This window comes from Bifidobacterium amazonense (genome assembly GCF_018555435.2).
Lineage (GTDB): Bacteria > Actinomycetota > Actinomycetes > Actinomycetales > Bifidobacteriaceae > Bifidobacterium > Bifidobacterium amazonense.
Genome location: NZ_JAFEJT020000051.1, coordinates 1 through 24,348, shown reverse-complemented (window position 1 = coordinate 24,348; position 24,348 = coordinate 1). Strand labels below are relative to the sequence as shown.

Sequence of the window (24,348 nt, the reverse complement as noted above, 5' to 3'; positions counted from 1 at the left end):
GCGCGCCAGATCGGCCTTCGAGAACGGTTCGCCCGTCACGATGAGCGCGACGATGCCGATGCCCGCGACCATGAGCCAGATGTCGGCCACGTTGCCGACCGACCAGCCGTAGTTCAGGAAGTCCACGACCTTGCCGTTCAGGAATCCGTCCGCATAGGCAACGCGGTCGATGAGATTGCCGAGCGCGCCGGCGAACGCGAGGGAGAGCACGGCGTTCCATCGCATCGACACGGTCCGCACCGCCAGCACGACGATCGCGACGCATGCCGCGACGGCGAGCAGCGAAATCACCCACGTCATCGACGAGCCGAATCCCAGCGACGCGCCCGGGTTATGCACGAGCGTGAGCGACAGCAGCCGCGGAACGATCGGCACCGTGCGGCCGTCGGCCAGCGCCGACTGCGCCCACAGCTTGGTCAGCTGGTCGATCACGAGCGCCACGGCCGCCACACATGCAAAGACGGCCACGCGGGCGCGCGGCCGTCCCTGTCGAATAGTCATAATCGATTATCCGCCTCAGATCACTCGCCGGAGCGCTCGATCTTGCTGTAGTTGTTCGTGTCGGACACCTGGCCGATGAGGCCGGACAGGAACTCGGTCAGACGGGCGCGGTAGGCGCTCTCGAACTGCTTGAGGCCCTGGATGTTGCCCTCGATGACCTTGGTCTGCTCGGTGAGCGTGTCGCGCACCTGCTGGGCGTAGCTGTCGGCGGTGCTGCGGGTGCTCTTGTCGTACTCCTCCGCGGCGGTACGGGTCTTCTTGTCGTACTCGTCGGCGGCGGAGTGGACCTTCTGCTCGTGCTCGGCGGCGCGGCGCTGGACCTCGGCCTCGTAGGCGTCGGCTTCCTGATGCTTGTTGGTCAGGTAGGTGTCGGCGTCCTGACGGGTCTTGACGGAGTAGCCGTCCGCATCGCCGCGCACGCGCTCGGAGTACGCGTCGGCGTCCTGGTGCACGCGCTTGCCGTATTCGTCGGCTTCGGAACGGGTGCGGGTGGAGTAGTCGTTGGCCTTGGTGACCAGCTCGTTGTACTTGTTCTGGCTGGCTTCGGTGATCTGCTTGGCCTGCGCCTTGCCCTTGTCGACGTACTGGTCGTGCAGCTGCATGGCGAGGGCGAGCATGGCGGTGGCGCGCTCCGGTTCAGAGCTGGCGGACGCGGCGGCGCCGGCGATCTTCTGCAGGCTGCCGGTTTCGGTGCTCGGCTCGACCTTGGAGACCTGCTCGCGCAGCTGGTTCTCGCGCTGCTTGGACTCCTCGAGCTGGCGGGTGAGTTCCTTGACCTGGGCCGCGGCCTGCTGGGCCTGCACGACCTGCTGCTGCGCGGAGGCCAGCTGGCGGGACAGATCCTCGCTGTTGGCTCGGAACGTGTCGCGCTCGCGCTGGATGGCGGTGAGCTGGTCGGCCAGAGCGTCGTTGTCGGACGCCTTGGCGGCCTGGGCGGTGAGCTGGTCGATCTGCTTGTTGAGCTGGTCGACCTGGCCCTTGAGCTGCTCGTTCTGGGCGGCGAGGGCGTGGTTGCTCTCCTCGGCCTCGGCAAGCTTGGATTCGGCGACCTTGGCGTTCTGCTCGCTCTGACCGGCGGCGTTGCCGGCGGTCGACTTCAGCTTCGCGTTCTCGTCCTCAAGCTGCTGCACCTGTGCGGTCAGCTCGGAGATCTTCTTGTTCAGGCTGGTCACGTCCGGGCCGAGCGACTGGGTCGCGGCACCGGCGGCGACCGCCTGCTTGCCGAGCGCCTCAACGGTCTCGGTCACCTGATCAAGAAAGTCGTCGACCTCGTCGACGTCATAGCCTTCCTTGAATCGAACCGTCTGGAAGGTATGCTCCCTGATGTCCTTCGGAGTCAACAAAGCCATAAATCTCTACACCTCGCTTTGGGGCCATGCCTCGCTGTGTTGGTATCAAGACACGATGCTAGCACGGACCCCGTGCCAATACGCACGTTTCGCGCGGTTTTGCGGACGGTTCGCGACCGGTCAGATCAGCGCCTGCAATACCACCAGCGCGAAATACAGCACGATGAAGCTCACGTCGAACGAGATGGGGCCCATGGGGATCGGCCGGATGTATCGGCGCAGCCAGCGCAGCGGCGGTTCGGTGAGCTGGTAGACCACGTTGATGAGCGAGGCGACCACGCCGGTCGGATACCAGCGCGGGGCGAGCATGGCGGCCCAGTCGAGGATCATGCGGATGAACAGGATGGTGATGTACGTGCCGATCAGCCAATCGACGATGCGCGCAAGAATGAGAAACAGCATGCCCCCAGCCTATCAACAGGGCTGGGGGCATGCTGGGGAAACGCTGAATGTGCGCCGCGGGCCGAACGCCGGCATCGACGCCGGCGACGGCCGCGTCCGATCGGGTCAGTCGGCGAACAGGTCGTGCGCGGCGCTCGGAGCCTGAGGCTCCTCGACCTTGATGTTGACCTGCGCCGGGCTGAGCAGGAACACGCGCGGGGTGACGCGCTCGATGGAGCCGCGCACGCCGAAGACGACGCCCGCGGAGAAGTCCACGATGCGGTATGCGATCGGTTCGGCCACGCCGGTCAGGTTGAGCACCACCGGCACGCCGTCTCGCAGCGCGCGGCCGACGAGCTGCGCGTCATCGTACGTTTTCGGGTGGATGGTGGTGATGCGGCTGACCCGGCTTTGGAACGGATTCGATTCGCGCGTCGAGGTCGACGGCGTGGCGGCCGGAGCGGGCGTGGCGGCCGGGACCGAGCCTATCGGCGTCACGGAATGGTCGGAGTCAAAGGACGAGGAGTCGGTGTCCGGCTCGTCGTCGTACTGGTCCTCGTCGTCGGCCACGTCGGTCATGCCCAGGTAGGACATGGCGTTCTTCATAAACCCTGCCATGACAGTTCCTTTCGGTCAGTGCCGGTTCAGCGCAGGAAGTCCGGGATGTCGAGATCGCCCGGATCGTTGGGCGAGACGATCTGATGCTCGTACGTGTCGTCGTAGCGCGGCTGGGCCTGCTGCGGCGCGTACTGGAACGGCTGGGCCGGCTGAGGCTGCTGCTGGACGGGCTGCTGCGCCGGCTGGACCGGCTGGACGGGCTGCGCCGGCTGGATGATCGGCGTCGGCTGCGAGATCGGCTGCTGGACGGGAACGGTCTGGACCGGCTGCGGGTTCGTCGGCTGCGACTGGGCGGGCTGGGACGGCGTCTGGGCCGGCTGAGCGGCGAAGAACGGGCGGGATGCGGCCGGGGCGGCATGCTGCTGGGCCGGCTTGACGGCCGGGTTCGGCGAGGTGAGGATGGTCGGGCCCTTGGACTTGGCCGGCTCCTCGGCCGCCGGAGCCTTGGACTTCGGGTCGAAGCCGGCGGCAATGACGGTGACGCGCACTTCGTCGCCGTAGGCGTCGTTGAGCGCGAGGCCCCAGATGATCTGCGCCTCGGGGTGGATGGCCTTGCGCACGAGCTCGACGGCGGACGCGGCCTCCTGCAGGCCGAGGTCGGTCGGGCCGGCGATGTTGACGAGCGCGCCGTGCGCGCCCTCGATGCTTTCCTCGAGCAGCGGCGAGCTGATGGCGATCTCAGCGGCCTGGGTGGCGCGGTCTTCCCCGCGGGCCGAGCCGATGCCGAACAGCGCGGTGCCGGCGCCGCGCAGGATGGCGGTGACGTCGGAGAAGTCGACGTGGATGTAGGACTGCATCGTGATCAGGTCGGTGATGCCCTGCACGCCCGCGAGCAGTGCGGTGTCGGCGGTCTTGAACGCGTCGACGATGCCGATGGTGCGGTCGGACAGCTCAAGCAGGCGGTCGTTCGGAATGACGATGAGCGCGTCGACTTCCTTGCGCAGGTTCTCGATGCCAAGCGCGGCGGACGAGGAGCGCTGCGGGCCCTCGAAGGAGAACGGGCGGGTGACGACGGCGATAGTGAGCGCGCCCTGCTGGTGCGCGGCCTTCGCGACGATCGGGCTGGCGCCGGTGCCAGTGCCGCCGCCCTCGCCGCAGGTCACGAACACCATGTCGGCGCCCTTGAGCGCCTCCTCGATGTCGGACTGGTGGTCCTGCGCGGCCTTCGCGCCCTTCTCCGGGTCGGCGCCGGCGCCGAGGCCACGGCTGGTGTTGTCGGAAAGGGAAATCTTCACGTCGGCATCCGAACGCAGCAGATCCTTCGCGTCGGTGTTCACCGCGACGAACTCAACGTTCTGCAGTCCTTCGGCGATCATGCGGTTGACGGCATTGCCGCCTGCTCCGCCGACGCCAACGACCTTGATGTTGGTTTTGTCGTTGAACTGCTCAGTCTGGGCGATTTCGCTCACCATTGTCTCCTGTCACTCACACGGTTACGCATAACTCTATCGCAGAACCCCTGATATTTCAGGGCATGTTTCATGGTTTGCCACGGCGTTTCGCGCCGGGCCCGCGCTTTTTCCGCCCGCCTAGTAGCTGGCGTCCATCGGATCGTCCCCGAACAGCGTTTCACGCTGCTCGTGCGTTGTTTCACGCGAATCCAGCCAACCGTAAGGCAGATGCACCTTTTTCGCGAAGCGCACGCGTCCTCGCGGCTTATCCTTGACCCGTTCCGGGAATGTCATCGAAGGGTCGAGTTTGCCGATCTCACGGCGAACATCCTCAAGATTTTCACATTCCATGAACACCTTGCGCGTCGAGCCGCCCACCGGGAAACCCTTGAGATACCACGCGACGTGCTTGCGCAGATCATGCACGGCCATGCGCTCGTCGCCGTCGTAGAACTCGACGAGCAGCTCGGCATGGCGTTCGATCACGCGGCACACGTCGCCGAGCGTCGGATTGACGCGCGCCGGATCCCCCGCGAACGCGTTCTTGATGTCGGCGAACAGCCACGGCCGGCCCTGACAGCCGCGTCCGATCGCAACGCCCGCGCAGCCGGTCTCGCGCACCATTTCGAGCGCGTCGTCCGCGCCCCAGATGTCGCCGTTGCCGAACACCGGGATGTCGAGCGCCTCGACCAGCTCGCCGATGCGGCTCCAGTCGGAGTGGCCGCCGTAGTATTCGGCGGTGGTGCGCGCGTGCAGCGTCACGGCCGCACACCCCTCCTCCTGCGCGATATGGCCGGCCTCCATGAACGTCTCGTGGTCATGGTCGATGCCGACGCGGATCTTCGCGGTGACGGGGATGTCCGCCTCGCCGCACACGCGCACGACGCGCTGGATGATCTCACGGAACAGATCGGTCTTCCACGGCAGTGCGGAACCGCCGCCGCGGCGCGTCACCTTGGGCACCGGGCAGCCGAAGTTGAGGTCGACGTGGTCGGCCATGTGCTCGTCGACGACGATGTGCGCGGCCTGTTCGACGATGGCCGGATTGACGCCGTACAGCTGCAGCGAGCGGATCTTCTCGCTCGGCGCGAACCGGCACAGCCGCAGCGCCTTCGGGTTGCGGGCGACCAGCGCGCGGGCCGTGATCATTTCGGCCACGTACAGGCCGTCCGGACCGTATTCCTCGCAAATCACGCGGAACGGCCAGTTGGTCACGCCGGCCATCGGCGAGAGCACGACCGGCGTGGGCACGGTGATCGGGCCAAGCCTCACCGGCGCGATCGTCACCGGTTCGGCCGACGCGTCGGGCGCCGGCGCGTCCGTGCGCGGGTCGAGATTGTCGGTCTCATGCCGTGCGCTGATCACGGTCTCGTCATCATTGGTTTTCGTCACGAACAGTCTTTCCTAGGTGTTCCCTACGTTCATGGCTCCCCCGCCCGAAGGGAGGGACCTTACAAGGCATGACTGAGGGGAGCAGGGGGCTTGTCGCCCTTGCTCCCCTCAAGCCACCTGCGGCGAGGGTTCCCCTGCCGGGAACCGCCCGCCATGCGCCGTTTGCGGAACGATCAGTACAGGCCGCCGGCCTCGTTGATCTTCACGGAATCCGGCCACGGGTCGCCGCCCATGGACACCGGCTTCTGCGGCACATGCGTGCGCTTCTCGCCGATGCGGGAGTCGACGTATTCGGCGACGTGGTCGAGCGAGACGCGCTCCTGGTTCATGGTGTCGCGGTCGCGGATCGTCACGGCCTGATCGTCGAGCGTGTCGAAGTCGACGGTGATGCACAGCGGGGTGCCGATCTCGTCCTCGCGGCGGTAGCGGCGGCCGATCGCGCCGGACTCGTCGTAGTCGATCATCCACTCGTGCTGGCGCAGGTCGGACGCAAGGTTCTGCGCGACGGTCTGCAGCTCGGGCTTCTTGCTCAGCGGCAGCACGGCGGCCTTGATCGGGGCCAGACGCGGGTCGAGGCGCAGCACGGTGCGCTTGTCGACGCCGCCCTTGGTGTTCGGGGCCTCGTCCACGTCGTACGCGTCCACGAGGAAGCACATGAGGGAGCGGGTCAGGCCGGCGGCCGGTTCGATGACGTACGGCACGTACTTTTCGCCGGTGGCCTGGTTGAAGTAGCTCAGGTCCTCGCCGGAGTGCTTCGCGTGCGCGGACAGGTCGAAGTCGGTGCGGTTCGCGACGCCCTCGAGCTCGCCCCAGTCGGAGCCCTGGAAGCCGAACTTGTATTCGATGTCGACGGTGCGCTTCGAGTAGTGGGCGAGCTTGTCCTTCGGATGCTCGTAGTGGCGCAGGTTCTCCGGCTTGACGCCGAGGTCGAGGTACCACTGGGTGCGCGCGTCGATCCAGTACTGATGCCAGTCCTCGTCGGTGCCCGGCTCGACGAAGAACTCCATCTCCATCTGCTCGAACTCGCGGGTGCGGAAGATGAAGTTGCCCGGCGTGATCTCGTTGCGGAACGACTTGCCCATGTTGGCGATGCCGAACGGCGGCTTGGAACGCGACGAGGTCATGACGTTCTTGAAGTCCACGAAGATGCCCTGCGCGGTCTCCGGGCGCAGGTAGTGCAGGCTATTCTCGTCCTCGACCGGGCCGAGGTGCGTGCGCAGCATCATGTTGAAGTCGCGCGGCTCGGTCCACTTGCCGCGGGTGCCGCAGTCGGGGCACACGATGTCGGCCATGCCGTTCTCCGGCAGCTTGTCGCCGTGCTTCTCGGCGTAGGACTCCTGCAGCTTGTCGGCGCGGTTGCGCTTGTGGCAGTTGAGGCACTCGACCAGCGGGTCGTTGAACACGGCCACGTGGCCGGAGGCGACCCACACCGGGGTCGGCAGGATGATGGACGTATCCACACCCACCACGTCGCCGCGGGTGACGACCATGGAGCGCCACCATTCGCGCTTGATGTTGTCCTTCAGCGCGACGCCGAGCGGACCGTAGTCCCACGCGGAGCGGGTGCCGCCGTAGATTTCTCCGGCGGGGAACACGAACCCGCGACGCTTCGCGAGGGATACGACTTCATCGAGTTTGGATACAGCCACAATGCACCTTCTGGTTTGAACGGTTTGGGGACTAGTTAGCGCTCCCGAGTCTATCGGCACAGCGTGACACAGGAATAAAGAGCGACAAGGAGCGGAGCTTTACCACAGGCGTCTGGCGACACGCCAGATCCTTAAGGCAGAGTTTTGCCATTTCGACACGATGATGTCCATGTTGCGGCATAGCGTCGAAAACGTAATGCAGGGGAACCCGGAGTCAACGGCCGGGTTGAGAGTGGCGCGAGCCTGACCCTTGGAACCTGTTGGTTGAGACCATCGTAGGGAGCAGCGATATGAGCGATGATTCGCATATGCACTGTTGCAATGATGCAGACCATGACCACAACGACCACGCCGACCCGGGCGCCGATCTGACCGCGCTGCGCGAACGCATCGCGCAGGCGGTGCGCGACGTGAAGGCGCAGACCCCGCTGGCGCAGTCGTTCACCAATTTCGTGACGATCAACCTCGTGGCGAACGCGCAGCTCGCGGCCGGCGGCACGGCGGCGATGAGCTTCCTGCCGGACGACGTGATCGACACGGCGTCGATCTCGGGCGCCGACTACATCAACGTCGGCACGCTGCTGCCGTTCTACAAGGACGCGCTGCCGCAGATCGCCCGCGCGTTCCGCAAGACCGGCCACAAGTGGGTGCTCGACCCGGTGGCGGCCGGCATCGGCAAGACGCGCACCGAGATCCTGCGCGCGTTCCGCGCCGCTCCCCCGACGATCGTGCGCGGCAACGCGTCCGAGATCATCGCGCTGGCGACCATGTGGGGGCTCGTCTCCCCCGACGAGGCGAGCCGTCCGGCCGGCGTGGAGTCGGTGGACGAGGTGGATGCGGCCGTTGACGCGGCGAAGACGTTGGCCGCGTTCCTCGCGAAGTTCGCGCCGAACGGGCAGGCCGCGGTGGCCGTGTCCGGCAAGGTCGATCTCGTGACCGACGGCGAGGCCGTCTACCGGCTGCCGGGCGGCAGCGCGATGATGGCGAAGATCACCGGCGCCGGCTGCTCGCTGGGCGGCGTGACCGCGACGTATCTGGCCGTCGCCGAGCCGCTCGTGGCCGCATTGGCCGCATCGCTGCTGTACAACCGCGCGGGCGAGATCGCCGAGGCCAAGGCCGAGGGGCCGGGCTCGTTCCAGGTGCATCTGCTCGACGCACTGTGGAACCTCACGCCGGAACAGGTGGCCGAATCTCCTATTGTCTAAGGCTTCGTATTCCAAAAGCGCCGTCACATCGACGCTCCCTCGGCCGGCCGAAGGCCGTCCGCGATTGCAGGACGCCGAGGCTTCCGCCGTTCCCGCACAACAAGACATCACGAATTTCCTTTATATATAGAGAACAGAGGAATCATCATGGATAACTATCCATTCGCATCGATGCGCGACTCGTTCGACCTGTCCGCGTACTTCGTCGTCGGCCCGCAGGACACGCACGGCCGGCCGGTCACCGACGTGATCGAGGAGGCGCTGCGCGGCGGCGCCACGTTCATCCAGCTGCGTGCCAAGGACGCCGACGCCAAGGAGATCACCTCGCTCGCGCAGGACATCGCGCAGATCATCGAGGACAACGACAAGTCCGATTCGGTCGCGTTCGTGATCGACGACCGCGTGGACGTCGTCTGGCAGTGCCGCAACAAGGGCATCAAGGTCGACGGCGTGCACATCGGCCAGACCGACATGGAGCCGCGCGAAGCCCGCGCGCTGCTCGGCGACGACGCGATCGTCGGCCTGTCCGCCGAAACCGAGGCGCTCGTCAAGCTCATCAACGAGCTGCCCGACGGCTGCATCGACTACATCGGCGCCGGCCCGCTGCACGTCTCCACGACCAAGCCCGAGGCTTCGGTCGGCGGCAACGACGGCTCCGGCAAGACGCTCGACGCGGATCAGATCAACACGATCTGCTCGGCCTGCGATTTCCCAGTCGTGGTCGGCGGCGGCGTGACGCTCGCAGACATGGACATGCTCGCGCGCACCAAGGCGGCCGGCTGGTTCGCCGTTTCGGCGATCGCCGGCGCGGACGATCCGCAGGCCGCGACGCGCGCGATGACCGACGCGTGGAAGGCCGTGCGCGGGGATGCGAAGCACGGCTATGCGAAGCGCACGATCGCTCCGGCCGAGCCGGCCGCCGACGCGAACGCCGGCACCGCCGCGGCCGAGCCGAAGTTCACCAACGCGAAGGAAGCCAAGGAGGCGCAGAAGCTCGCCAAGCAGCAGCGCGTCGACATCGCCGCCCGCGGCTCCAAGCAGCGCGACAAGGCGCACATCCGCAAGACCAAGCCGGTGCATTTCGAAAACCAGTTCGGCTCCTACGACCTCGAGGTGCCGTACACCGAGATCAAGCTGTCCGACACGCCTGGCGTCGGCCCGAACCCGCCGTTCATCGACTACAACACCGAAGGCCCCAAGTGCGATCCGAAGGAGGGCCTGAAGCCCCTGCGCCTCGACTGGATCCTCGACCGCGGCGACGTGGAGGAGTACGAGGGCCGCGAGCGCAACCTCGCGGACGACGGCAAGCGTGCCATCAAGCGAGGCAAGGCCACCAAGGAGTGGCGCGGCCGCAAGCACAACCCGCTCAAGGCCAAGGACCATCCGATCACGCAGATGTGGTACGCCCGCCACGGCATCATCACCCCGGAGATGAAGTACGTGGCCGAGCGCGAGAACTGCAGCGTCGAGCTGGTGCGTTCCGAGCTCGCCGCCGGCCGCGCGGTCATGCCGTGCAACATCAACCACCCGGAGGCCGAGCCGATGATCATCGGATCCGCCTTCCTCACCAAGCTCAACGCGAACATGGGCAACTCGGCCGTCACCTCGTCCATCGACGAGGAGGTCGAGAAGCTGACGTGGGCCACCAAGTGGGGCGCGGACACCGTCATGGACCTTTCGACCGGCAACGACATCCACACCACGCGCGAGTGGATCCTGCGCAACTCCCCCGTCCCGATCGGCACCGTGCCGATGTACCAGGCGCTGGAGAAGGTCGAGGACGACGCGAGCAAGCTGTCTTGGGAGCTGTTCCGCGACACCGTGATCGAACAGTGCGAGCAGGGCGTGGATTACATGACCATCCACGCGGGCGTGCTGCTGCGCTACGTGCCGCTGACCGCGAACCGCGTGACCGGCATCGTCTCGCGCGGCGGTTCGATCATGGCCGAATGGTGCCTGCAGCATCATCAGGAAAGCTTCCTGTACACGCACTTCGACGAACTGTGCGACATCTTCGCCAAGTACGACGTCGCGTTCTCGCTGGGCGACGGCCTGCGCCCGGGCTGCCTTGCGGACGCGAACGATCCGGCGCAGCTGAGCGAGCTGATGACGCTGGGCGAGCTGACCCGCCGCGCGTGGGCCAAGGACGTGCAGGTGATGATCGAGGGCCCGGGCCACATCCCGTTCGACACGGTGCGCATGAACATCGAGATGGAGAAGGCGATCTGCAACGACGCGCCGTTCTACACGCTGGGACCGCTGACGACCGACACCGCGCCGGGATACGACCACATCACGTCCGCGATCGGCGGCGTGGAGATCGCCCGCTACGGCACGGCCATGCTGTGCTACGTGACGCCGAAGGAGCACCTCGGCCTGCCGAACAAGGATGACGTCAAGCAGGGCGTGATCGCGTACAAGATCGCCTGCCACGCGGCCGACATCGCCAAGCACCACCCGCATGCGCAGGACCGCGACGACGCGATTTCGAAGGCCCGATTCGAGTTCCGCTGGCTCGACCAGTTCAACCTCAGCTACGATCCGGACACTGCGATCGCGTTCCACGACGACACGCTGCCGGCCGAGCCGGCGAAGATGGCGCACTTCTGCTCGATGTGCGGCCCGAAGTTCTGTTCGATGGCCATTTCGCAGAACATCCGCAAGCAGTTCGGCGGCGAGGCGTCGCAGGAGCGGATCGTCGCCGAATCGGCCGAGAACGTGGCTCGCGGCATGGCCGAGATGAGCGAGAAGTTCAGGGCGCAGGGCGGCAAGCTCTACACCACCGCCGAATAGCGAGTAGCCTAGAACATATGAACATGTGGCGACCGCGGTCTGCAACGACGCGGCCGCCACATGTTATAGAAAGGACCAATCATGACCACCACTCTTATTCCTGTTTTGGCGATTTCCGGTTCGGATTCGTCCGGCGGCGCCGGCATGCAAGCCGATCTCAAGACCATGCTCACTAACGGCGTGTTCGGCATGAGCGCGATCACCGCGATCACCGCGCAGAACACGATGGGCGTCACCGGCGTGCAGAACATCACGCCCGACATGGTCGCCGCGCAGATCGACGCCGTGTACGCGGACATCCCGCCGCAGGCCATCAAGATCGGCATGGTCTCCTCCGCCGACCTCATCAACGCGATCGCCGACCGGCTGGAAGCGCACCACGCGACCAACGTCGTGCTCGACCCGGTCATGGTCGCCACGTCCGGCGCGAAGCTCATCGACGATGATGCGATCGCCGCGCTCACCACGCGCCTGTTCCCGCTCGCCACGGTCATCACGCCGAACATTCCCGAAACGGAGGTGCTACTCGAACTGCTCGCACACCGCGACGCTACGCTGGACACCGACAAGTGGGCGGAAACCGCGGAACAGTCGGCGTCCATCGCCGACGAGGCCGCGATGGAAACGGCCGGACGCACGATCGCCGGCCATTTCGGCTGCGCGGTGCTGGTCAAGGGCGGTCACGGCGTGGCCGACGCGAACGATCTGCTGGCCGAACCGGACGGCACGGTCACGTGGATCGACGGCGTGCGCGTGGACAATCCGAACACGCACGGCACCGGCTGCACGCTGTCGTCCGCGATCGCGTCGAACCTGGCGAAAGGCGATACGCTGGAGCAGGCGATCCGACACGCGAAGGAGTATCTGACCGGCGCGCTCAACGCCCAGCTCGATCTGGGCCACGGCTCCGGCCCGATGGACCACGCATGGGCGAGCCGTTAAGCGCGAAGCCCTGAGCAAGACATACAGATATATAAAGGAGTGAACCACATGACATTCGACCGCAACGCAGTCAAGCAGGAAGTCCCGATCGACCCGGAGACCGGCAAGCCGTATCTCAACACGGTGGCCGCGATCCAGGTGTCGGCGCACGGCACCGGTTCCGAGGTGTCGCCGTACGTGGCGCAGGCCATCGCGGTGATCCGCGAGTCGGGTCTGCCGCAGGAAACCAACGCGCTGTTCACCGACGTGGAGGGCGATCTGGACGACGTGCTGAAAGTGGCCGGCGATGCGGCCAAGAAGCTCGCCATGCAGGGCTATCGCACGAGCCTTGTGCTGCACATGGACATCCGTCCCGGCTTCACGGGTCAGCTGACCGAGAAGCCGGCGCTGGTCGACCAGATTTTGGGCGATAAGTGATGGGTCCGGTTCCCGGGATTCGCGGCAAAAATCCCGGGAACCGGAAACCGCACAATACCGAACAACCGAACATCGGCCTTTCCCGGCATTCCAACGGTTGCGCAACGCAAACCGAACATCGCCGGTTCCCGGGATGTTCCGCGCAAAATCCCGAGAACCGGCGCACGCCGACAATCACCCCAACCGTCCACTATGTGACCGCCGTCACATATTTCCAAGAGACAAACCTAAGGTATCTGTCAGGTTTTCCCAGCCACACAATGGCCGGCGAACGGATTCAAGGCAACGTCGCGCGACCACACAATGGGAGCGCAGCCGCAGCCAAGAGTCGACACATAAGAGGTTTGCAATCATGACTGCTGCTTCCCAGCAGATTCCCGCCACCGCGGCCAGCGCTCGCGCCGGCGAGCACGGCGCCGCCGATCAGGCGCATATCCAAGACATCATCTCGCGCGTGGACCGCGCGCACGAAACCCCGATGTTCCACCGCATCGTCGCGCTCGTCGCGGCCGGCATGCTCATGGACAGCATCGACGTGTACATCGGCTCCGCCGTCGCGTCCAGCGCGCTGGCCACCGGCTGGTCCACCGTCAAGCAGAATTCGACGTTCATGTCGGCCGGATTCCTCGGACTGCTCATCGGTTCCCTTCTGGCCGGCTTCGTCGGCGATCTCAAGGGCCGCCGCGTCGCCTACCAGATCAACCTGCTGCTGTTCGGCGGCTTCACGTTCCTCGGCGCGTTCGCCCCGAACATGGCCGTGCTCTCCCTGTGCCGCCTTGGTGCGGGCCTCGGCCTCGGCGCCGAGATCGTGACCGGGTTCGCGATGGTCAACGAGTTCGCGCCGATGAACCGCCGCGGCCACTGGTGTGCGATCGTCTCGCTCGTCGCCAACTGCGGCGTGCCGATCGCCATGCTGCTGTGCGCGTTCATCATCCCGCGCTGGAGCTGGCGTCCGCTGTTCGTCGGCATCGGCCTTGTGGCGGCCATCATCTGGTGGCTGCGCCGCGACATCCCCGAATCCCCGCGCTGGCTCGCCGTGCACGGCCGCTATGAGGAAGCCGACAAGATCGTCAGGGAGATGGAGGCCAACGGCTCCGAGCCGGCCGCCGCCAACGCCGCGGCCACCGCCGCCGACGCTGCCGCGCAGAACCGCAACGCGGGCGGCCGTTCGCTCGGCATCTGCCTGCTTGTGGCGATCGTGGCCGTGGGCGCGACCAACGTGTGCTCGTACGCGTTCACCTCGTGGGTGCCGACGATCCTCGTCAAGCGCGGCATCAACCTGTCCTCGTCGCTGACCACGTCCACGCTCATGATGCTCGGCGCCCCGGTCGGCTGCCTGATCGGCTCGCTGCTCATCGACCGCATCGGCCGCAAGCGCACGATCGTGCCCGCGTTCCTGTTCACCGGCGTGTTCGGCATGGCGTACGCGTTCCAGACTTCGACCGCCGGCGCGATCATCGTCGGTTTCCTGCTCATGATGTGCCTCTACACGCTCATGGCGTCGGTCGTGGCCGTGTATGCGCCTGAACTGTTCGCCACCAAGGTCCGCTTCCGCTGCGTGGGTCTTGCGAACGCGATCGCCAAGCTGCTCAACGTGCTTATGCCTATGGTGGTGGGCTGGATGCTCACCGCGCTCGGCGCGACGTCGATTTTCGTGTCGATCAGCGTGATCGCGATCTTCTCGATGCTCATCGTCGGCTTCTTCGGCGCGGAGACCTCTCAGCGCTCGGTCGGCTGATCGCCGGTCATCGCCGGTTATCTTTGCGGAAGGGGCCCGTTGACGGATTCGTCGGCGGGCCCCTTCCGTCATTTCCGTCACGGCTGGCACGACTGTCGCGGCTGTCACTGCGGCAGCGGTATCACCGCCGACAGCGTCCATTCGCCGTGCCGCGCGTCGATGTCGAGCGCACCGCCGCGCGCATTGAGCCGGGTCCGGTACCGGTCGAGCCCGGTGCCGAGCGATTGCCGGCGACGCCCGGCCTGTCCGGCGTCGCGGCCGATGCCGTGTCCGTCGTCGACGAGCGCCGTGTCGACGAGCGCGATCTGCACGGCGTCGCGGCCGATGCCGATCGTGAGTACGTATCCGCAGGCCGGGTCGGCGTGTTTGGCAATGTTGCCGTAGAGCTCCTCAAGCAGTCCGGCGATCAGATCGTCCGGTTGCGCCGCGTCGTTCGCGTTGGAGACGATCGTCTGCCCGTCGAAGCCGAGCTCGGCAAGCCGATGATCGCCGGATCGTGCGATCGTACGCAGTTGCGCGGCGAGCGGACAGTCGACGCGATCGACGCTCGGATTGATGACGGACGGATGCGACGGCGGCTGACCGGCGAACGTCGACCGCTGCCGTCCGGCGTTCCGGCCGCCGGCCGATGATGGCGATGATGCTGATGAGGATGATGAGGATGCCGTCGACGCCGATGTTTCCGCTGCCGTGTCGCCGCCATCGCCCGATCGCACGGCCGTCGCCGTCGATGCGCGCGGATCGCTGTCGTCGCGTCCTTCGATCACGCCGATGACCTGATGCGTGCGGTCGAGCGCGCCGGAAGCGACATCGCGCAATTCGCGCAGTTCGGCAAGGCTGGGCGCACGGCCGTCGGCGATATCCTTGTCGAATCGCAGGATGAGATAGGCGAGGTCGTTCGACACGTAGTCGTGGATGTCCTGCGCGGCGCGGGCGCGTTGGCGTCGGTACGCGAGTTCCATCTGCGCGGCGTGGCGTTCGTGGTTCCAGCGTGCGGCCATGCCGCCGAGCAGGAATCCGGCGAACAGGATGACGACCGGCGCCACGCCGGACATGGCGACCGTGCCGAGCAGCACGTGGCGGTCGCCGCCGGAGCCCGCGCCGTCGGATGAGGATTCGCCTCCACTGCCGGAACCGTTGGAATCGCCGGAACCGCCGGAACCGTTGGATTGGGCGGAACCGCCGTTGTTTTGCGATCCGCCGTTGGAGGTCTCGCCGCGCGCATCAGAGCCGGAGGAACCGCCGTCGGCCGACTCGTCGCTCGCTCCGCCGTTCGCGCCTCCGATCGAATCGTTGGTCGGAGCATCGTCGTTGCCGGAATCGGCGGAACCATCGGCATCGGAATCGGCAGAGCCCGAGGAATCGGCGGCACCGGAATCGGGCGAGGCGCCGCTGCCCGCAAGACTGTTCGCGCTGCCATTGCCGCTCCCGCTCCCCCACTGCGGCAGGGCCACGCCGCCGGCCGTGAGCAGCCACGACGTCAGTGCGACGACCGTGATCGCCACCGCCGCGCGCCGGTTCGCGTATCCGAACACGCCGACCGCGATGAGCACCGCGACCAGCGCGGCGGACGGCATGGTCACCGGCGCAAAGCACAGCACGATCCACAGCGCAACGACCGCGAGCCCGCCACTGACCGGCCGGAACGCCATGCCGATCACGGCCGCGGCGAACACGAACGCGCATACCGCGCCGGCGACCGTCATGCCGTCGAACGTCAGCGCGACCAGCGTTTCCATCGTGCATGCCACGGCCACGATGAGCACCGCGACCAGCAGCCACGCGTTGGCCACACGCCGGTCGGCGTCGGCCAGCAGCCTGCGCCATCCAACCACAGCCGTCATCCCGTCACCCCGCTTTCCGTGTCGTCATTGTCAGAACATATGCCGCCGCACGCAGATCGAGATCGCGTGGGCGCGGCTGCGAGCGCCTAGCTTGGAGAGAGCGCGCCGTTCGAACGTGGCGACGGTGGGCGTGCCGACGCCGAGCCGGTCCGCGATTTCGCGCGTGGTCAGCCCGTCCGCGTAGAGGCGCAGCACGTCGCACTCCTTGGGCGAGAGCGCGCCGCGGGCTCCGCCGCCGGCGTCGTATGACGCGTCTTCGAGCAGTGTGTGTGCTTCGGCCGCGTCAAGGAAGCGCATACCGGTCGGCACGGTCGTCATGCCGCTGCGGAAACCGTCAACCGGCGTATTTGCGGATCGTCGTACGCCATCCGCGTCATGCTCGCCGCTCGCAGTTTCCTCATTGCGTACGATCGCATGATCCGAGTCGATCGTTTGGTCGTCGTCATCGGCATTCGTCGCCAGTCCGTGGGCGGCGCGTCGGATCGCCGCGGCCATGCCGGCGAGGTCGGTTTTGCCGACGAGCGCCTGCATGCCGCAGCGCACGGCTTCGTCGCGGAACGACGCGACCGCATACGATGTCACGCCGACGACGCCCACGTCGGCGCGTTTGACGCGGATCGCCCGGCAGACTTCGGTGCCGGGCACGTCGTTCATCGACATGTCGGTGACGAGCACGTCCGGCCGTTGCGTTCTGCTCAGACAGCGGCTGATCGCGACCGCGCCGAGTTCGCACGTCCAGATCACGTCGAACCGTGCGTCCATGCGCGCGATCATCGTCGACAATACGGCGACCGCGTACGGATCGTTGTCGACGATGCCGATGCGAATACGCGCGTTCGCAGCATCGGCAGGACCGCTGGCGGCACCGTCAACGGCATGATCCCGTGCAGCCGCCCGCAAAGTCACCCGTGCAGTTGCCTGTGCAGCCGTGCCATGCCGCGTTCCGATCGACACGTCCGCGATTCCGCCGATATCCGTCTTCCGGCCCTCATCAGTCTCGTCCATGCGCTTGCCTCCCCTCCGCCTATCATGCCCGCCCGTGCGGCCGCGCCGTCGCGCCGCGTCATGCGGGCTATGACATCCATCATTCCACCGATCGTGCATGTTCCATACTGGAATTACCGCAACACGCCGGCGTGCGTGGCGGGCGTGGCGCCGCGACGCTCGGAACGGCGTCCGCAACCGCTTCTCGCGCCGGCTCGGACGGCCGTCGGGACCAACCTGCGGCCGGAAAGGAGGCCATCATGACCTCGGTACACTTCGATCCCGTCTCACGAGGCCCACGCACGGCGCGTTTCACGCATGGTTTCACGCAATGGTTCGCACAGCGGTGCTCGTGGAACCGCGCGCATTGGATCGGCGTCATCGCGCTGGGCGGGCTGCTGTGGCTGACCGCATACTATTACCGTTATGCCGCGTTTCTACCGGAACTCGGCGACCGGCAGGTTCCCGACGGCTTCATCTGGCTGCCGATGATGGCGATCCTCTGGCCGATCGGGCTGGGCCTGACCAACCTGATGCTCGGTTCGATCCGCTCCGGTTCCCTGTCGTTTCCGCTGGTCAGCGCACTGATGGGGCCGCTCGGCTTCGGTTGGACGCATCTGCGCATGGTCGGCTACGTCGATTACCGCCGGTGGTCCGATTGGCTGGCGTTGATGCGCGCGCACGGCGGCGAACTGCTCGTGCAAGCGTTGTATGGCAGTGCGGTGCTGCTGCTCGCGTACGCGGCGGTGGCGTTCAGCGGCTATGCGATCGGCCGCTACGGGCTGCGCAAGCTGTTCCTCGCTCCGTCGCCGACGAGCGCGAGTGGGCGCATGCTCGCGTGGGCGCGGCGTGACGCGGTGCGTTTCGGCTGCTGGCTGACGTTGGCGGTCACGTACGGTCTGATACTGACGTTTGCGCTCGTTCGCGGCCAATGGGCGATGGCCGGAGCGCTGATGATCAATTTCGCCGTGCCGCCGGTGCTGCTGGTGACGTGCGGCGCATACGCGACCCGCGACGCGGCGCTGCCGGCTGCGCGACACCGTGCACGACGGTCCGCCGACGTACGGCTCGATGATGACGCGGATCGACCGACAACTAATCGAATGATGGTTTGCCGGAACACCGCGCCCGATGGTCGGCGATCCGGCGTCGCGGCGAAACGAACTGCGGCGGGCGGCAACGGACGAACCGCCGGACGAGCGGTGGCACTTGACGGCGGCTGGCAACACGACGAACGGGTTGATTGGCTGCGGTTGCTGTTCTTCCCCGCAATCGGCGCACTGATCGGCGCTGTGGCGGTGTTCATATTGGTCGCGCCGTATCAGGACGAATGCCCGATCAACGGCGTGTGCACGCCGATCGGCGACAACTGGTTCATCGACTGGACCAATCTGGTCGACATGGTGCCGCAGTTCCTCGTGCTGTATCTCGTCGCCGGCTATCTCGGCTACGTCGCGGTGCTGACCGCGCGTCTCATCGCCCGCGCTCTTCGCAACGCTCGCAGTGCCCGCAATCGCACGGCTTCTCGCGGAAAGGAGCAATCATGACCACGCCGAACACAACGCAGAACAACAACGTTCGCAGCAACGTTCTCGCCGCACGCCGTCATCAGCGGTCGTCGGCCATGCGTCGGCTGACCGCGGCGCTGCTCACGATCGCATTCGCCGTCGCCGCAACGGGCGCGGCGTATACGGCGACGGCCGCGCTGGACGGCATCCGCGCCACGATCGTCGCGGCCCGTCCGCTCGCCGGCAAGCCGAGCGCGTCGGCCGTGAACGGCGCCGGCTATTTCGCCGAACAGTATTCCAGCTATTTCCTCGCCGCCGGGCTCAAGCACGGCAACGTGAACTTCTCCCCCACGTCAATGTGGCTGGCGTTGGCGATCGCGGCGCAGGGTGCGGACGGCGAGACGCGCGCGCAGCTGGACCGCGTGCTGCAAACGCAGTCACTGACGGCCAGCGACTATCGTTCGCTGATCTCGTCGATCAACGGCCGACGCGAAGGCGCGGCGTCCGAAATGATCGCGCGCAATGCGGTGTGGGCGGATGACGTGCTCACGCTGTCCGACGGGTTCGCGTCGAGCGTGCGCGACGCGTTCGACGCGGACGTGTTCTCGCTGCCGTTCGGCGACGACGCGACGCAACGGCTGCGCGAGTGGATCAAGGAGGGCACGCGCGGCGAGCTTGACCCGAACGTGCGGCTGGACGACGGCCAGCTGCTGTCGATCGTCAACACCATGTACGCGGACGGGCGATGGGACGAACCGTTCGATGCGAACGATACCAAGAACGGCACGTTCCACGGGTCGCATGGCGACGCGACCGTGCCGATGATGACGCGCACGTTCGAGAACACGACGTGGGCGTTCAGCAAGAAGGAAGGCTGGCAGACCGCGACGCTCACGTTCGACGACGGCGGCACGTTCACGCTGCTGCTGCCGGACGAGGGCCGGTTCGACGAGATCGCGCGGGCGGGCGGTTCTGTGGCGAGCCGGGCGTTCCGCGCGGGCACGTCGAACGCGTCGGACGGGAACGCGATCTGGCCCGACGAGCCGGAGCGGCAGGGGCCGATCCCGGACGTGCTGGGATTCGACACGACGGCGTACGCCGCGCAGGTGACGGTGACGATGCCGCGGTTCTCGATCACGAATACGTTTGCGTCGGACGAGCTGACCGACGTGCTGCGCGAGATCGGCGTCACGGACGCGTTCGACCCGGAGCGGGCCGATTTCGCAAAGATGCTCGACGCTGATCATTCCGCGTTCAAGGACGCGGCGCTGTATGTGGATTCGGTGGTGCAGGGCACGCGCATCGACGTGAACGAGCGGGGCGCCAAGGCGGCCGCCTACACCGACATCGGCATGGCCACCTCGGCCGCGCCCGTGGAGCGGCGGCACGTCGACTTCACCGTCGACCGCCCGTTCCTCTACCAGTACGCCACCCCCGACGGCATCCCCCTCTTCGTGGGCGCCGTCGAGAACCTATGACCCTACTTGTGGAGGAAGAGGCCGCCGTCGCCCCAGGCCCAGTCGCCGGCGCCGGCGCCGATCTGGAAGTGGAGTTTGGCGATGCCGAGGTCGTTGAACGGCACGCCGTTGTCGGATGCCGGGTCGATGTGCGCGGCGGCCGTGTCGTCGGCGGGGTTGTAGGTGAACGTGATCGGCTGGCGGTTCATGCCGCTCGGCGCCTTCATGGCCGCCTCGACGCCCGCACGGAACCAGTCGGGCGCGGCGGCGCGCTCCTCGTCGGTCATGCCGGCGGTGAACTGCTCGTACGACTTGGTCGGCCGGTGCGTGCGCTGGCGCTCCACCAGATCCGCATAGCTGGTGGACGTGTACGTGAGGTGATGCTCCGGATGGCCGATCACGATACCCAAGTACAGTTCCTCGGACTTGGTGATGTGGCAGTGCTTGGCCGCCTCCTCGCGATCCCAGCTTCCGCCGACCCACAGGGTGCCGAGTCCGCGCAGCGTGGCGGTGAGCACGGCGCGCTCGCCGTAAAAGCCGGCGCGCTCGCGGGCTTCGGGGTCGTCCTTCGGCCCGACGACGGCGATGAGGTTCGCCGCGTTGGTCAGGTGCCCCGACTCGTTGGCGGCCGTAAACACGGACGGCTGGTTGAGGATGAGTTGCATGTTGAGCCCGCCGAGCATGTTGACCGCGTCGAGCGTCATGCTCAGCTGTCGGGCGGTGTCCTCGTCGATCGGATCCTTGTCGTAGGCGCGCACCGACGTGCGAATGTTGATCGCGTCGATGAGCTGCGTGTGTTCTGCCATAATTGCCCCTTCCTTGGCGTTGCGTAATGGCGTGACGATAACGTAACCATCATACGCAGCAATCAGCCGCGGCGATCACGGCAAAATCGCGCGGTCTCACGCAAAACTACGCAAAACCACGCAAGACCGCACGAAACCGCACGAAACCGTGCAAAACCACGCAAACGCGAGTACCGAACGCTACTTGAGCGCCGGCATCGGCTTCCAGTTCGGATCATGCATGAGCTTGCGCGAATCCCACCAGCCCTTCGCGATCTGCACCAAACCGGTGCGCACGTGCTCACGGTCGACCATCACCAGGCGAATGACTTCCTTCGCGGCGGTCGCGATCGTGCCGAGCGCGAACAGGAACGGGCGGAAGTCGCCGTGCACCATAAAGTAGCGGGCCATGTAGCCGCGGTTGCGCATGATGTGGTAGCGATTCATGTCGGACGTGGAGTTGAGCTGGCGGAGCCCCGCGATGTCCCAGTTGCCGATTTCGCGCGTGCGGCGCAGCACGACGTCCGGTACGACGATCGGATTGGTGACCTTGCTGGCGAGGTAGCCGTAGATCGTGTCGTCCCAGTAGATGAAGAACCGCGGGTCGGGGAAGCCGATTTTCTCGACGACGCGGCGGCGGAACAGGCCGCCTTCGAAGCACAGCGTGTCCATCACACGGTAGCCGGCGCGACCGAACGCGGCGGGCGCGATCGGGTTCGGGATGCCGAGCGGGACGATGAAATCGTACTGCCAGTAGAACGGGCCGCCGTCGTAGTCGTAGCGGCTGCCTTGGATCACGTCGTGCCGGGGCGTCCATTTGGCGAGTTTTTCGATGCCTTCGGGTTCGACGGCCACGTCGTCGTCCATGACCCAGAACCATTCGGCGCCGAGTTCGTACGCCTTCTTCACGCCGGCGGAGAAGCCGCCCGCGCCGCCGAGGTTCACGGTTTGCGGCGCGTAGACGACGCGCTGTTCGTTGCCGCTCGCGTCCGGCACGGTGGTGCCCCACTGTTTGGTGATGCGCGCGGCGAAGTCGTCGACCATGCCGTGCGTTTCGTCGGAGTGCTCGTTGTCGACGATGACGATGCGCCACGGTGCGACCGTGAGCCGTTCGATCGAGTCGAACAGTTTGGTCAGCAGCTGCTGGCGCTTGTACGTGACGACGACGATCGCCAGTTTCTCGATGGTCTTCTTCGCGGCATGCTTTTCACTCATGCCCACCATTGTATGCACAGCCCGGCGCGGAACGCGCGTCAATGGTTGGGACGGACGCGCGTGATCGCGTATTTCGCGTCGAAGATGATGATGCCGAGATCGTCGTAATGATGTCCGTCGATGTAGGTGACGGCGGTGTGTCCGGGCTGCGATGCTGGCAGGTCGAACAGTCGCAGGATCGCGCGTTCGGCCGTGCCGTCTGCGAGCGTGATGTAGGTGCGGCGGTCGATGATCGGGACCGCGTTGTGATCCGTGGGTTGCGCCGATTTGAGCGCGATCTGCCGCGTTTCCTCGTTGACGTAGGTGATGACGGCGCTCGGATGGCCGAGCATGATGCCGGTGTCGGCGTTGAAGCTGATGTTGCGGTCGCGGATGGTGAGCCGCGGCGGCTTGGCGAGCCGAATTTCCGTGAATCCGTCCAACAGCCCGCCCATGCGTTCCCCCTCGCCCTTGATGTGATCGTCGTTCCGATGCTTTCCCCCCCGATTCTACCGTCACGTCGCTTCCACACGCCAAGCGGTCCAAATCAGGAAGTCAAAACGGTCCAAATGAAGAAACGAAAACGGTCCAAACGAGGAAGTAAAATCGGTCCAAATGAGGAAACGAAAACGGTCCAAATGAGGAAACGGGGTCCAATGATGGCAGTTACGAACACGAAACCGTACCTTCCGCGCATATATGACCAGATCTTGAAGAAACGACTTGCCGCCAAGGGAGCTGTGCTCGTCGAAGGCCCCAAATGGTGCGGGAAAACCACAACTTGCGCAAAGCAGGCGAACAGCGTGCTGTACATGGCCGATCCCTCATCTCATTCGCAGAACTTGCTATTCGCAGAAACGCAGCCGTCGTTCCTTCTGGAAGGTGCCACTCCCCGACTGATCGACGAATGGCAGGTAGCCCCGCAACTGTGGGACGCCGTACGCTTTGAAGTCGATCAGCGAGGATTGCAGGGACAGTTCGTCCTTACCGGATCCAGCGTGCCGCCAAGTTTTGACCGGATCACCCACACAGGCACCGGCAGAATCGCCCGCCTGCGTATGCGTCCGATGAGCCTGTATGAGTCGAGGGAGTCTTCAGGCACGACATCATTGGAATCGTTGTTTGACGGAAAGCCGCTTTCTCCTGCCCATGCCGGGACGACCATTGAGCGACTGGCATTTCTGATGTGCCGTGGCGGGTGGCCGGGAGCCGTTGATCTTGAAGATGACAACGCGGCGCTCCAGCAGGCGATCGACTACGTCGATGCGGTGGCGGAAGCCGATATTTCCCGGGTTGATGATGTGGAACGCGATCCGCACCTGACCCGTCGACTGCTGCGCTCATACGCACGCATGGAATCGTCGCAGACGTCGGTGGCACAAATCGCAGCCGATGTGGCGGGGAATGAGACCAGTCCCAGCGCCAAAACCGTGCAATCGTATCTTCGTGCGCTTGAGGAAATCTTCGTTATAGAAGACATGCCGGCCTGGAATCCGAACCTGCGTTCAAAAACCGCCATACGCGCCGCAGACACACGGCATTTTGTCGATCCTTCCATTGCGGCGGCGGCTCTCGGCGTGAATCCCAAAGGAATCCTGCGTGATTTGGAGACGTTCGGACTGCTGTTTGAAGGCATGTGCGTGCGCGATTTGCGAGTGTATGCGGACGCGCTGGACGGTCAGGTATTCCATTACCGCGATAAAACCGGATTGGAATGCGATGCGGTAATTCATTTGCGGGACGGACGTTATGGCTTGATCGAAGTCAAGCTCGGAGGCGATCGGCTCATCGACGAAGGTTCGGCCAATCTGCTGAAACTGGCCGATCGTATTGATACCGGACGTATGGAAAAGCCTTCGTTCCTCATGGTGCTCACTGGTACAGGCGCCTACAGCTATACAAGACCGGACAACGTCATCGTAGCCCCGCTCACCACTCTCCGCCCTTGACCTGCATCTCGTGCAATTACGCGATTCCGATGCAACAGGAATGCCGCAGCACACACATCGCAATCCGAAGAGCCAGATTATCCATTCACGCATGTGGATTGATTGTCGTCCACTCAACGAACTTCGAGACCAGAAACCTTAAAGAAGCGTAAAGGCCGCGGCTACGATGCCATTCTTGCAAAAGACACCGTAGCCGCGGCTAATTATTCGCCTAGCGGGGAGACGAATCAGCGACCCATGCTGAGCATCCG

General features: G+C 65.5%; 20 protein-coding genes. 8 read left to right on the top strand and 12 right to left on the bottom strand.

What is annotated here, in order from left to right; translation table 11 throughout:
- The 7 genes from JS533_RS10555 to JS533_RS10525 all read right to left on the bottom strand — a co-directional run.
- A partial coding sequence (locus JS533_RS10555) for a signal peptidase II (RefSeq protein WP_241514446.1) occupies positions 1 to 501 on the bottom strand: 501 nt, incomplete at its 3' end.
- Positions 502 to 521: 20 nt separating this feature from the next.
- The gene (locus JS533_RS10550; RefSeq protein WP_241514444.1) at positions 522 to 1,850 is read right to left on the bottom strand and encodes a DivIVA domain-containing protein; all 1,329 of its coding nucleotides are present in this window, start codon (positions 1,848 to 1,850) and stop codon (positions 522 to 524) included.
- Between the two features lie 120 nt (positions 1,851 to 1,970).
- Positions 1,971 to 2,252 carry a YggT family protein gene (locus JS533_RS10545; protein WP_241514442.1) on the bottom strand — a complete coding sequence of 94 codons (282 nt, stop codon included), beginning with the start codon at positions 2,250 to 2,252 and terminating at the stop codon, positions 1,971 to 1,973.
- Between the two features lie 105 nt (positions 2,253 to 2,357).
- On the bottom strand, positions 2,358 to 2,849 hold the full coding sequence (locus tag JS533_RS10540) for a cell division protein SepF (RefSeq protein WP_241514441.1): 492 nt from the start codon (positions 2,847 to 2,849) through the stop codon (positions 2,358 to 2,360).
- A gap of 26 nt (positions 2,850 to 2,875) precedes the next feature.
- Positions 2,876 to 4,261 carry a cell division protein FtsZ gene (gene ftsZ, locus JS533_RS10535; protein WP_241514439.1) on the bottom strand — a complete coding sequence of 462 codons (1,386 nt, stop codon included), beginning with the start codon at positions 4,259 to 4,261 and terminating at the stop codon, positions 2,876 to 2,878.
- Positions 4,262 to 4,378: 117 nt separating this feature from the next.
- Entirely contained in the window at positions 4,379 to 5,632 is a 1,254-nt protein-coding gene (gene dusB / locus JS533_RS10530) for a tRNA dihydrouridine synthase DusB (protein ID WP_241514437.1), read from the bottom strand.
- Positions 5,633 to 5,805: 173 nt separating this feature from the next.
- Entirely contained in the window at positions 5,806 to 7,281 is a 1,476-nt protein-coding gene (locus JS533_RS10525) for a glycine--tRNA ligase (protein ID WP_241514435.1), read from the bottom strand.
- Between the two features lie 308 nt (positions 7,282 to 7,589).
- Between JS533_RS10525 and thiM the strand changes: the two genes are divergently transcribed.
- From thiM to JS533_RS10500, 5 genes are all read left to right on the top strand, one after another.
- Positions 7,590 to 8,486, top strand: a complete 897-nt coding sequence (gene thiM, locus JS533_RS10520) for a hydroxyethylthiazole kinase (RefSeq protein ID WP_420838651.1) — start codon at positions 7,590 to 7,592, stop codon at positions 8,484 to 8,486.
- Between the two features lie 171 nt (positions 8,487 to 8,657).
- Positions 8,658 to 11,279 carry a phosphomethylpyrimidine synthase ThiC gene (gene thiC, locus JS533_RS10515; RefSeq protein ID WP_420838650.1) on the top strand — a complete coding sequence of 874 codons (2,622 nt, stop codon included), beginning with the start codon at positions 8,658 to 8,660 and terminating at the stop codon, positions 11,277 to 11,279.
- An 81-nt stretch (positions 11,280 to 11,360) separates the two neighbouring features.
- Positions 11,361 to 12,221, top strand: coding sequence for a bifunctional hydroxymethylpyrimidine kinase/phosphomethylpyrimidine kinase (thiD, locus tag JS533_RS10510; protein ID WP_241514431.1), 861 nt, complete (start codon positions 11,361 to 11,363; stop codon positions 12,219 to 12,221).
- A 48-nt stretch (positions 12,222 to 12,269) separates the two neighbouring features.
- Complete coding sequence (locus JS533_RS10505; protein WP_241514430.1) at positions 12,270 to 12,638, top strand: thiamine-binding protein; 369 nt, start codon at positions 12,270 to 12,272, stop codon at positions 12,636 to 12,638.
- Between the two features lie 352 nt (positions 12,639 to 12,990).
- Complete coding sequence (locus JS533_RS10500; RefSeq protein ID WP_241514429.1) at positions 12,991 to 14,376, top strand: MFS transporter; 1,386 nt, start codon at positions 12,991 to 12,993, stop codon at positions 14,374 to 14,376.
- A 104-nt stretch (positions 14,377 to 14,480) separates the two neighbouring features.
- Here the strand turns inward: JS533_RS10500 and JS533_RS10495 are convergent, their stop codons facing one another.
- Positions 14,481 to 16,220, bottom strand: coding sequence for a 2CS histidine protein kinase (locus JS533_RS10495; RefSeq protein WP_241514427.1), 1,740 nt, complete (start codon positions 16,218 to 16,220; stop codon positions 14,481 to 14,483).
- Between the two features lie 30 nt (positions 16,221 to 16,250).
- Complete coding sequence (locus JS533_RS10490) at positions 16,251 to 17,126, bottom strand: LuxR C-terminal-related transcriptional regulator (RefSeq protein WP_241514425.1); 876 nt, start codon at positions 17,124 to 17,126, stop codon at positions 16,251 to 16,253.
- A gap of 338 nt (positions 17,127 to 17,464) precedes the next feature.
- On the opposite strand from JS533_RS10490, the gene JS533_RS10485 reads away from it, so the two are divergent.
- Positions 17,465 to 18,751 (top strand): hypothetical protein, encoded by a 1,287-nt coding sequence (locus tag JS533_RS10485; protein WP_241514423.1) that lies wholly within the window; start codon positions 17,465 to 17,467, stop codon positions 18,749 to 18,751.
- Positions 18,748 to 20,190 carry a serpin family protein gene (locus JS533_RS10480; RefSeq protein ID WP_241514421.1) on the top strand — a complete coding sequence of 481 codons (1,443 nt, stop codon included), beginning with the start codon at positions 18,748 to 18,750 and terminating at the stop codon, positions 20,188 to 20,190. The genes JS533_RS10485 and JS533_RS10480 overlap by 4 nt, the downstream gene beginning before the upstream one ends.
- Before the next feature lie 2 nt (positions 20,191 to 20,192).
- Here JS533_RS10480 and JS533_RS10475 read toward each other — a convergent pair whose 3' ends face one another.
- The 3 genes from JS533_RS10475 to JS533_RS10465 form a co-directional block, all read right to left on the bottom strand.
- Positions 20,193 to 20,975 (bottom strand): nitroreductase family protein, encoded by a 783-nt coding sequence (locus JS533_RS10475; protein WP_241514419.1) that lies wholly within the window; start codon positions 20,973 to 20,975, stop codon positions 20,193 to 20,195.
- A 180-nt stretch (positions 20,976 to 21,155) separates the two neighbouring features.
- The gene (locus tag JS533_RS10470; RefSeq protein WP_241514417.1) at positions 21,156 to 22,169 is read right to left on the bottom strand and encodes a glycosyltransferase family 2 protein; all 1,014 of its coding nucleotides are present in this window, start codon (positions 22,167 to 22,169) and stop codon (positions 21,156 to 21,158) included.
- A 38-nt stretch (positions 22,170 to 22,207) separates the two neighbouring features.
- Positions 22,208 to 22,603: a hypothetical protein gene (locus JS533_RS10465; protein WP_241514415.1), complete on the bottom strand. Its 396-nt coding sequence runs from the start codon at positions 22,601 to 22,603 to the stop codon at positions 22,208 to 22,210.
- A 201-nt stretch (positions 22,604 to 22,804) separates the two neighbouring features.
- Here JS533_RS10465 and JS533_RS10460 point away from each other — a divergent pair, with 201 nt between their 5' ends.
- On the top strand, positions 22,805 to 24,097 hold the full coding sequence (locus JS533_RS10460) for an ATP-binding protein (RefSeq protein WP_420838649.1): 1,293 nt from the start codon (positions 22,805 to 22,807) through the stop codon (positions 24,095 to 24,097).
- Positions 24,098 to 24,348: the final 251 nt, after the last annotated feature.

Excerpts from the sequence above, each read along its gene's own strand:
- JS533_RS10505 (WP_241514430.1), top strand. The coding sequence starts at position 12,270 with ATGACATTCGACCGCAACGCAGTCAAGCAGGAAGTCCCGATCGACCCG.
- thiD (WP_241514431.1), top strand. The coding sequence starts at position 11,361 with ATGACCACCACTCTTATTCCTGTTTTGGCGATTTCCGGTTCGGATTCG.
- thiC (WP_420838650.1), top strand. The coding sequence starts at position 8,658 with ATGCGCGACTCGTTCGACCTGTCCGCGTACTTCGTCGTCGGCCCGCAG.
- JS533_RS10460 (WP_420838649.1), top strand. The coding sequence starts at position 22,805 with ATGATGGCAGTTACGAACACGAAACCGTACCTTCCGCGCATATATGAC.
- JS533_RS10545 (WP_241514442.1), bottom strand. The coding sequence starts at position 2,252 with ATGCTGTTTCTCATTCTTGCGCGCATCGTCGATTGGCTGATCGGCACG.
- JS533_RS10480 (WP_241514421.1), top strand. The coding sequence starts at position 18,748 with ATGACCACGCCGAACACAACGCAGAACAACAACGTTCGCAGCAACGTT.
- JS533_RS10540 (WP_241514441.1), bottom strand. The coding sequence starts at position 2,849 with ATGGCAGGGTTTATGAAGAACGCCATGTCCTACCTGGGCATGACCGAC.
- JS533_RS10470 (WP_241514417.1), bottom strand. The coding sequence starts at position 22,169 with ATGAGTGAAAAGCATGCCGCGAAGAAGACCATCGAGAAACTGGCGATC.
- ftsZ (WP_241514439.1), bottom strand. The coding sequence starts at position 4,261 with ATGGTGAGCGAAATCGCCCAGACTGAGCAGTTCAACGACAAAACCAAC.
- JS533_RS10500 (WP_241514429.1), top strand. The coding sequence starts at position 12,991 with ATGACTGCTGCTTCCCAGCAGATTCCCGCCACCGCGGCCAGCGCTCGC.
- thiM (WP_420838651.1), top strand. The coding sequence starts at position 7,590 with ATGCACTGTTGCAATGATGCAGACCATGACCACAACGACCACGCCGAC.
- JS533_RS10485 (WP_241514423.1), top strand. The coding sequence starts at position 17,465 with ATGACCTCGGTACACTTCGATCCCGTCTCACGAGGCCCACGCACGGCG.
- JS533_RS10475 (WP_241514419.1), bottom strand. The coding sequence starts at position 20,975 with ATGGCAGAACACACGCAGCTCATCGACGCGATCAACATTCGCACGTCG.
- JS533_RS10465 (WP_241514415.1), bottom strand. The coding sequence starts at position 22,603 with ATGGGCGGGCTGTTGGACGGATTCACGGAAATTCGGCTCGCCAAGCCG.
- JS533_RS10550 (WP_241514444.1), bottom strand. The coding sequence starts at position 1,850 with ATGGCTTTGTTGACTCCGAAGGACATCAGGGAGCATACCTTCCAGACG.
- JS533_RS10495 (WP_241514427.1), bottom strand. The coding sequence starts at position 16,220 with ATGACGGCTGTGGTTGGATGGCGCAGGCTGCTGGCCGACGCCGACCGG.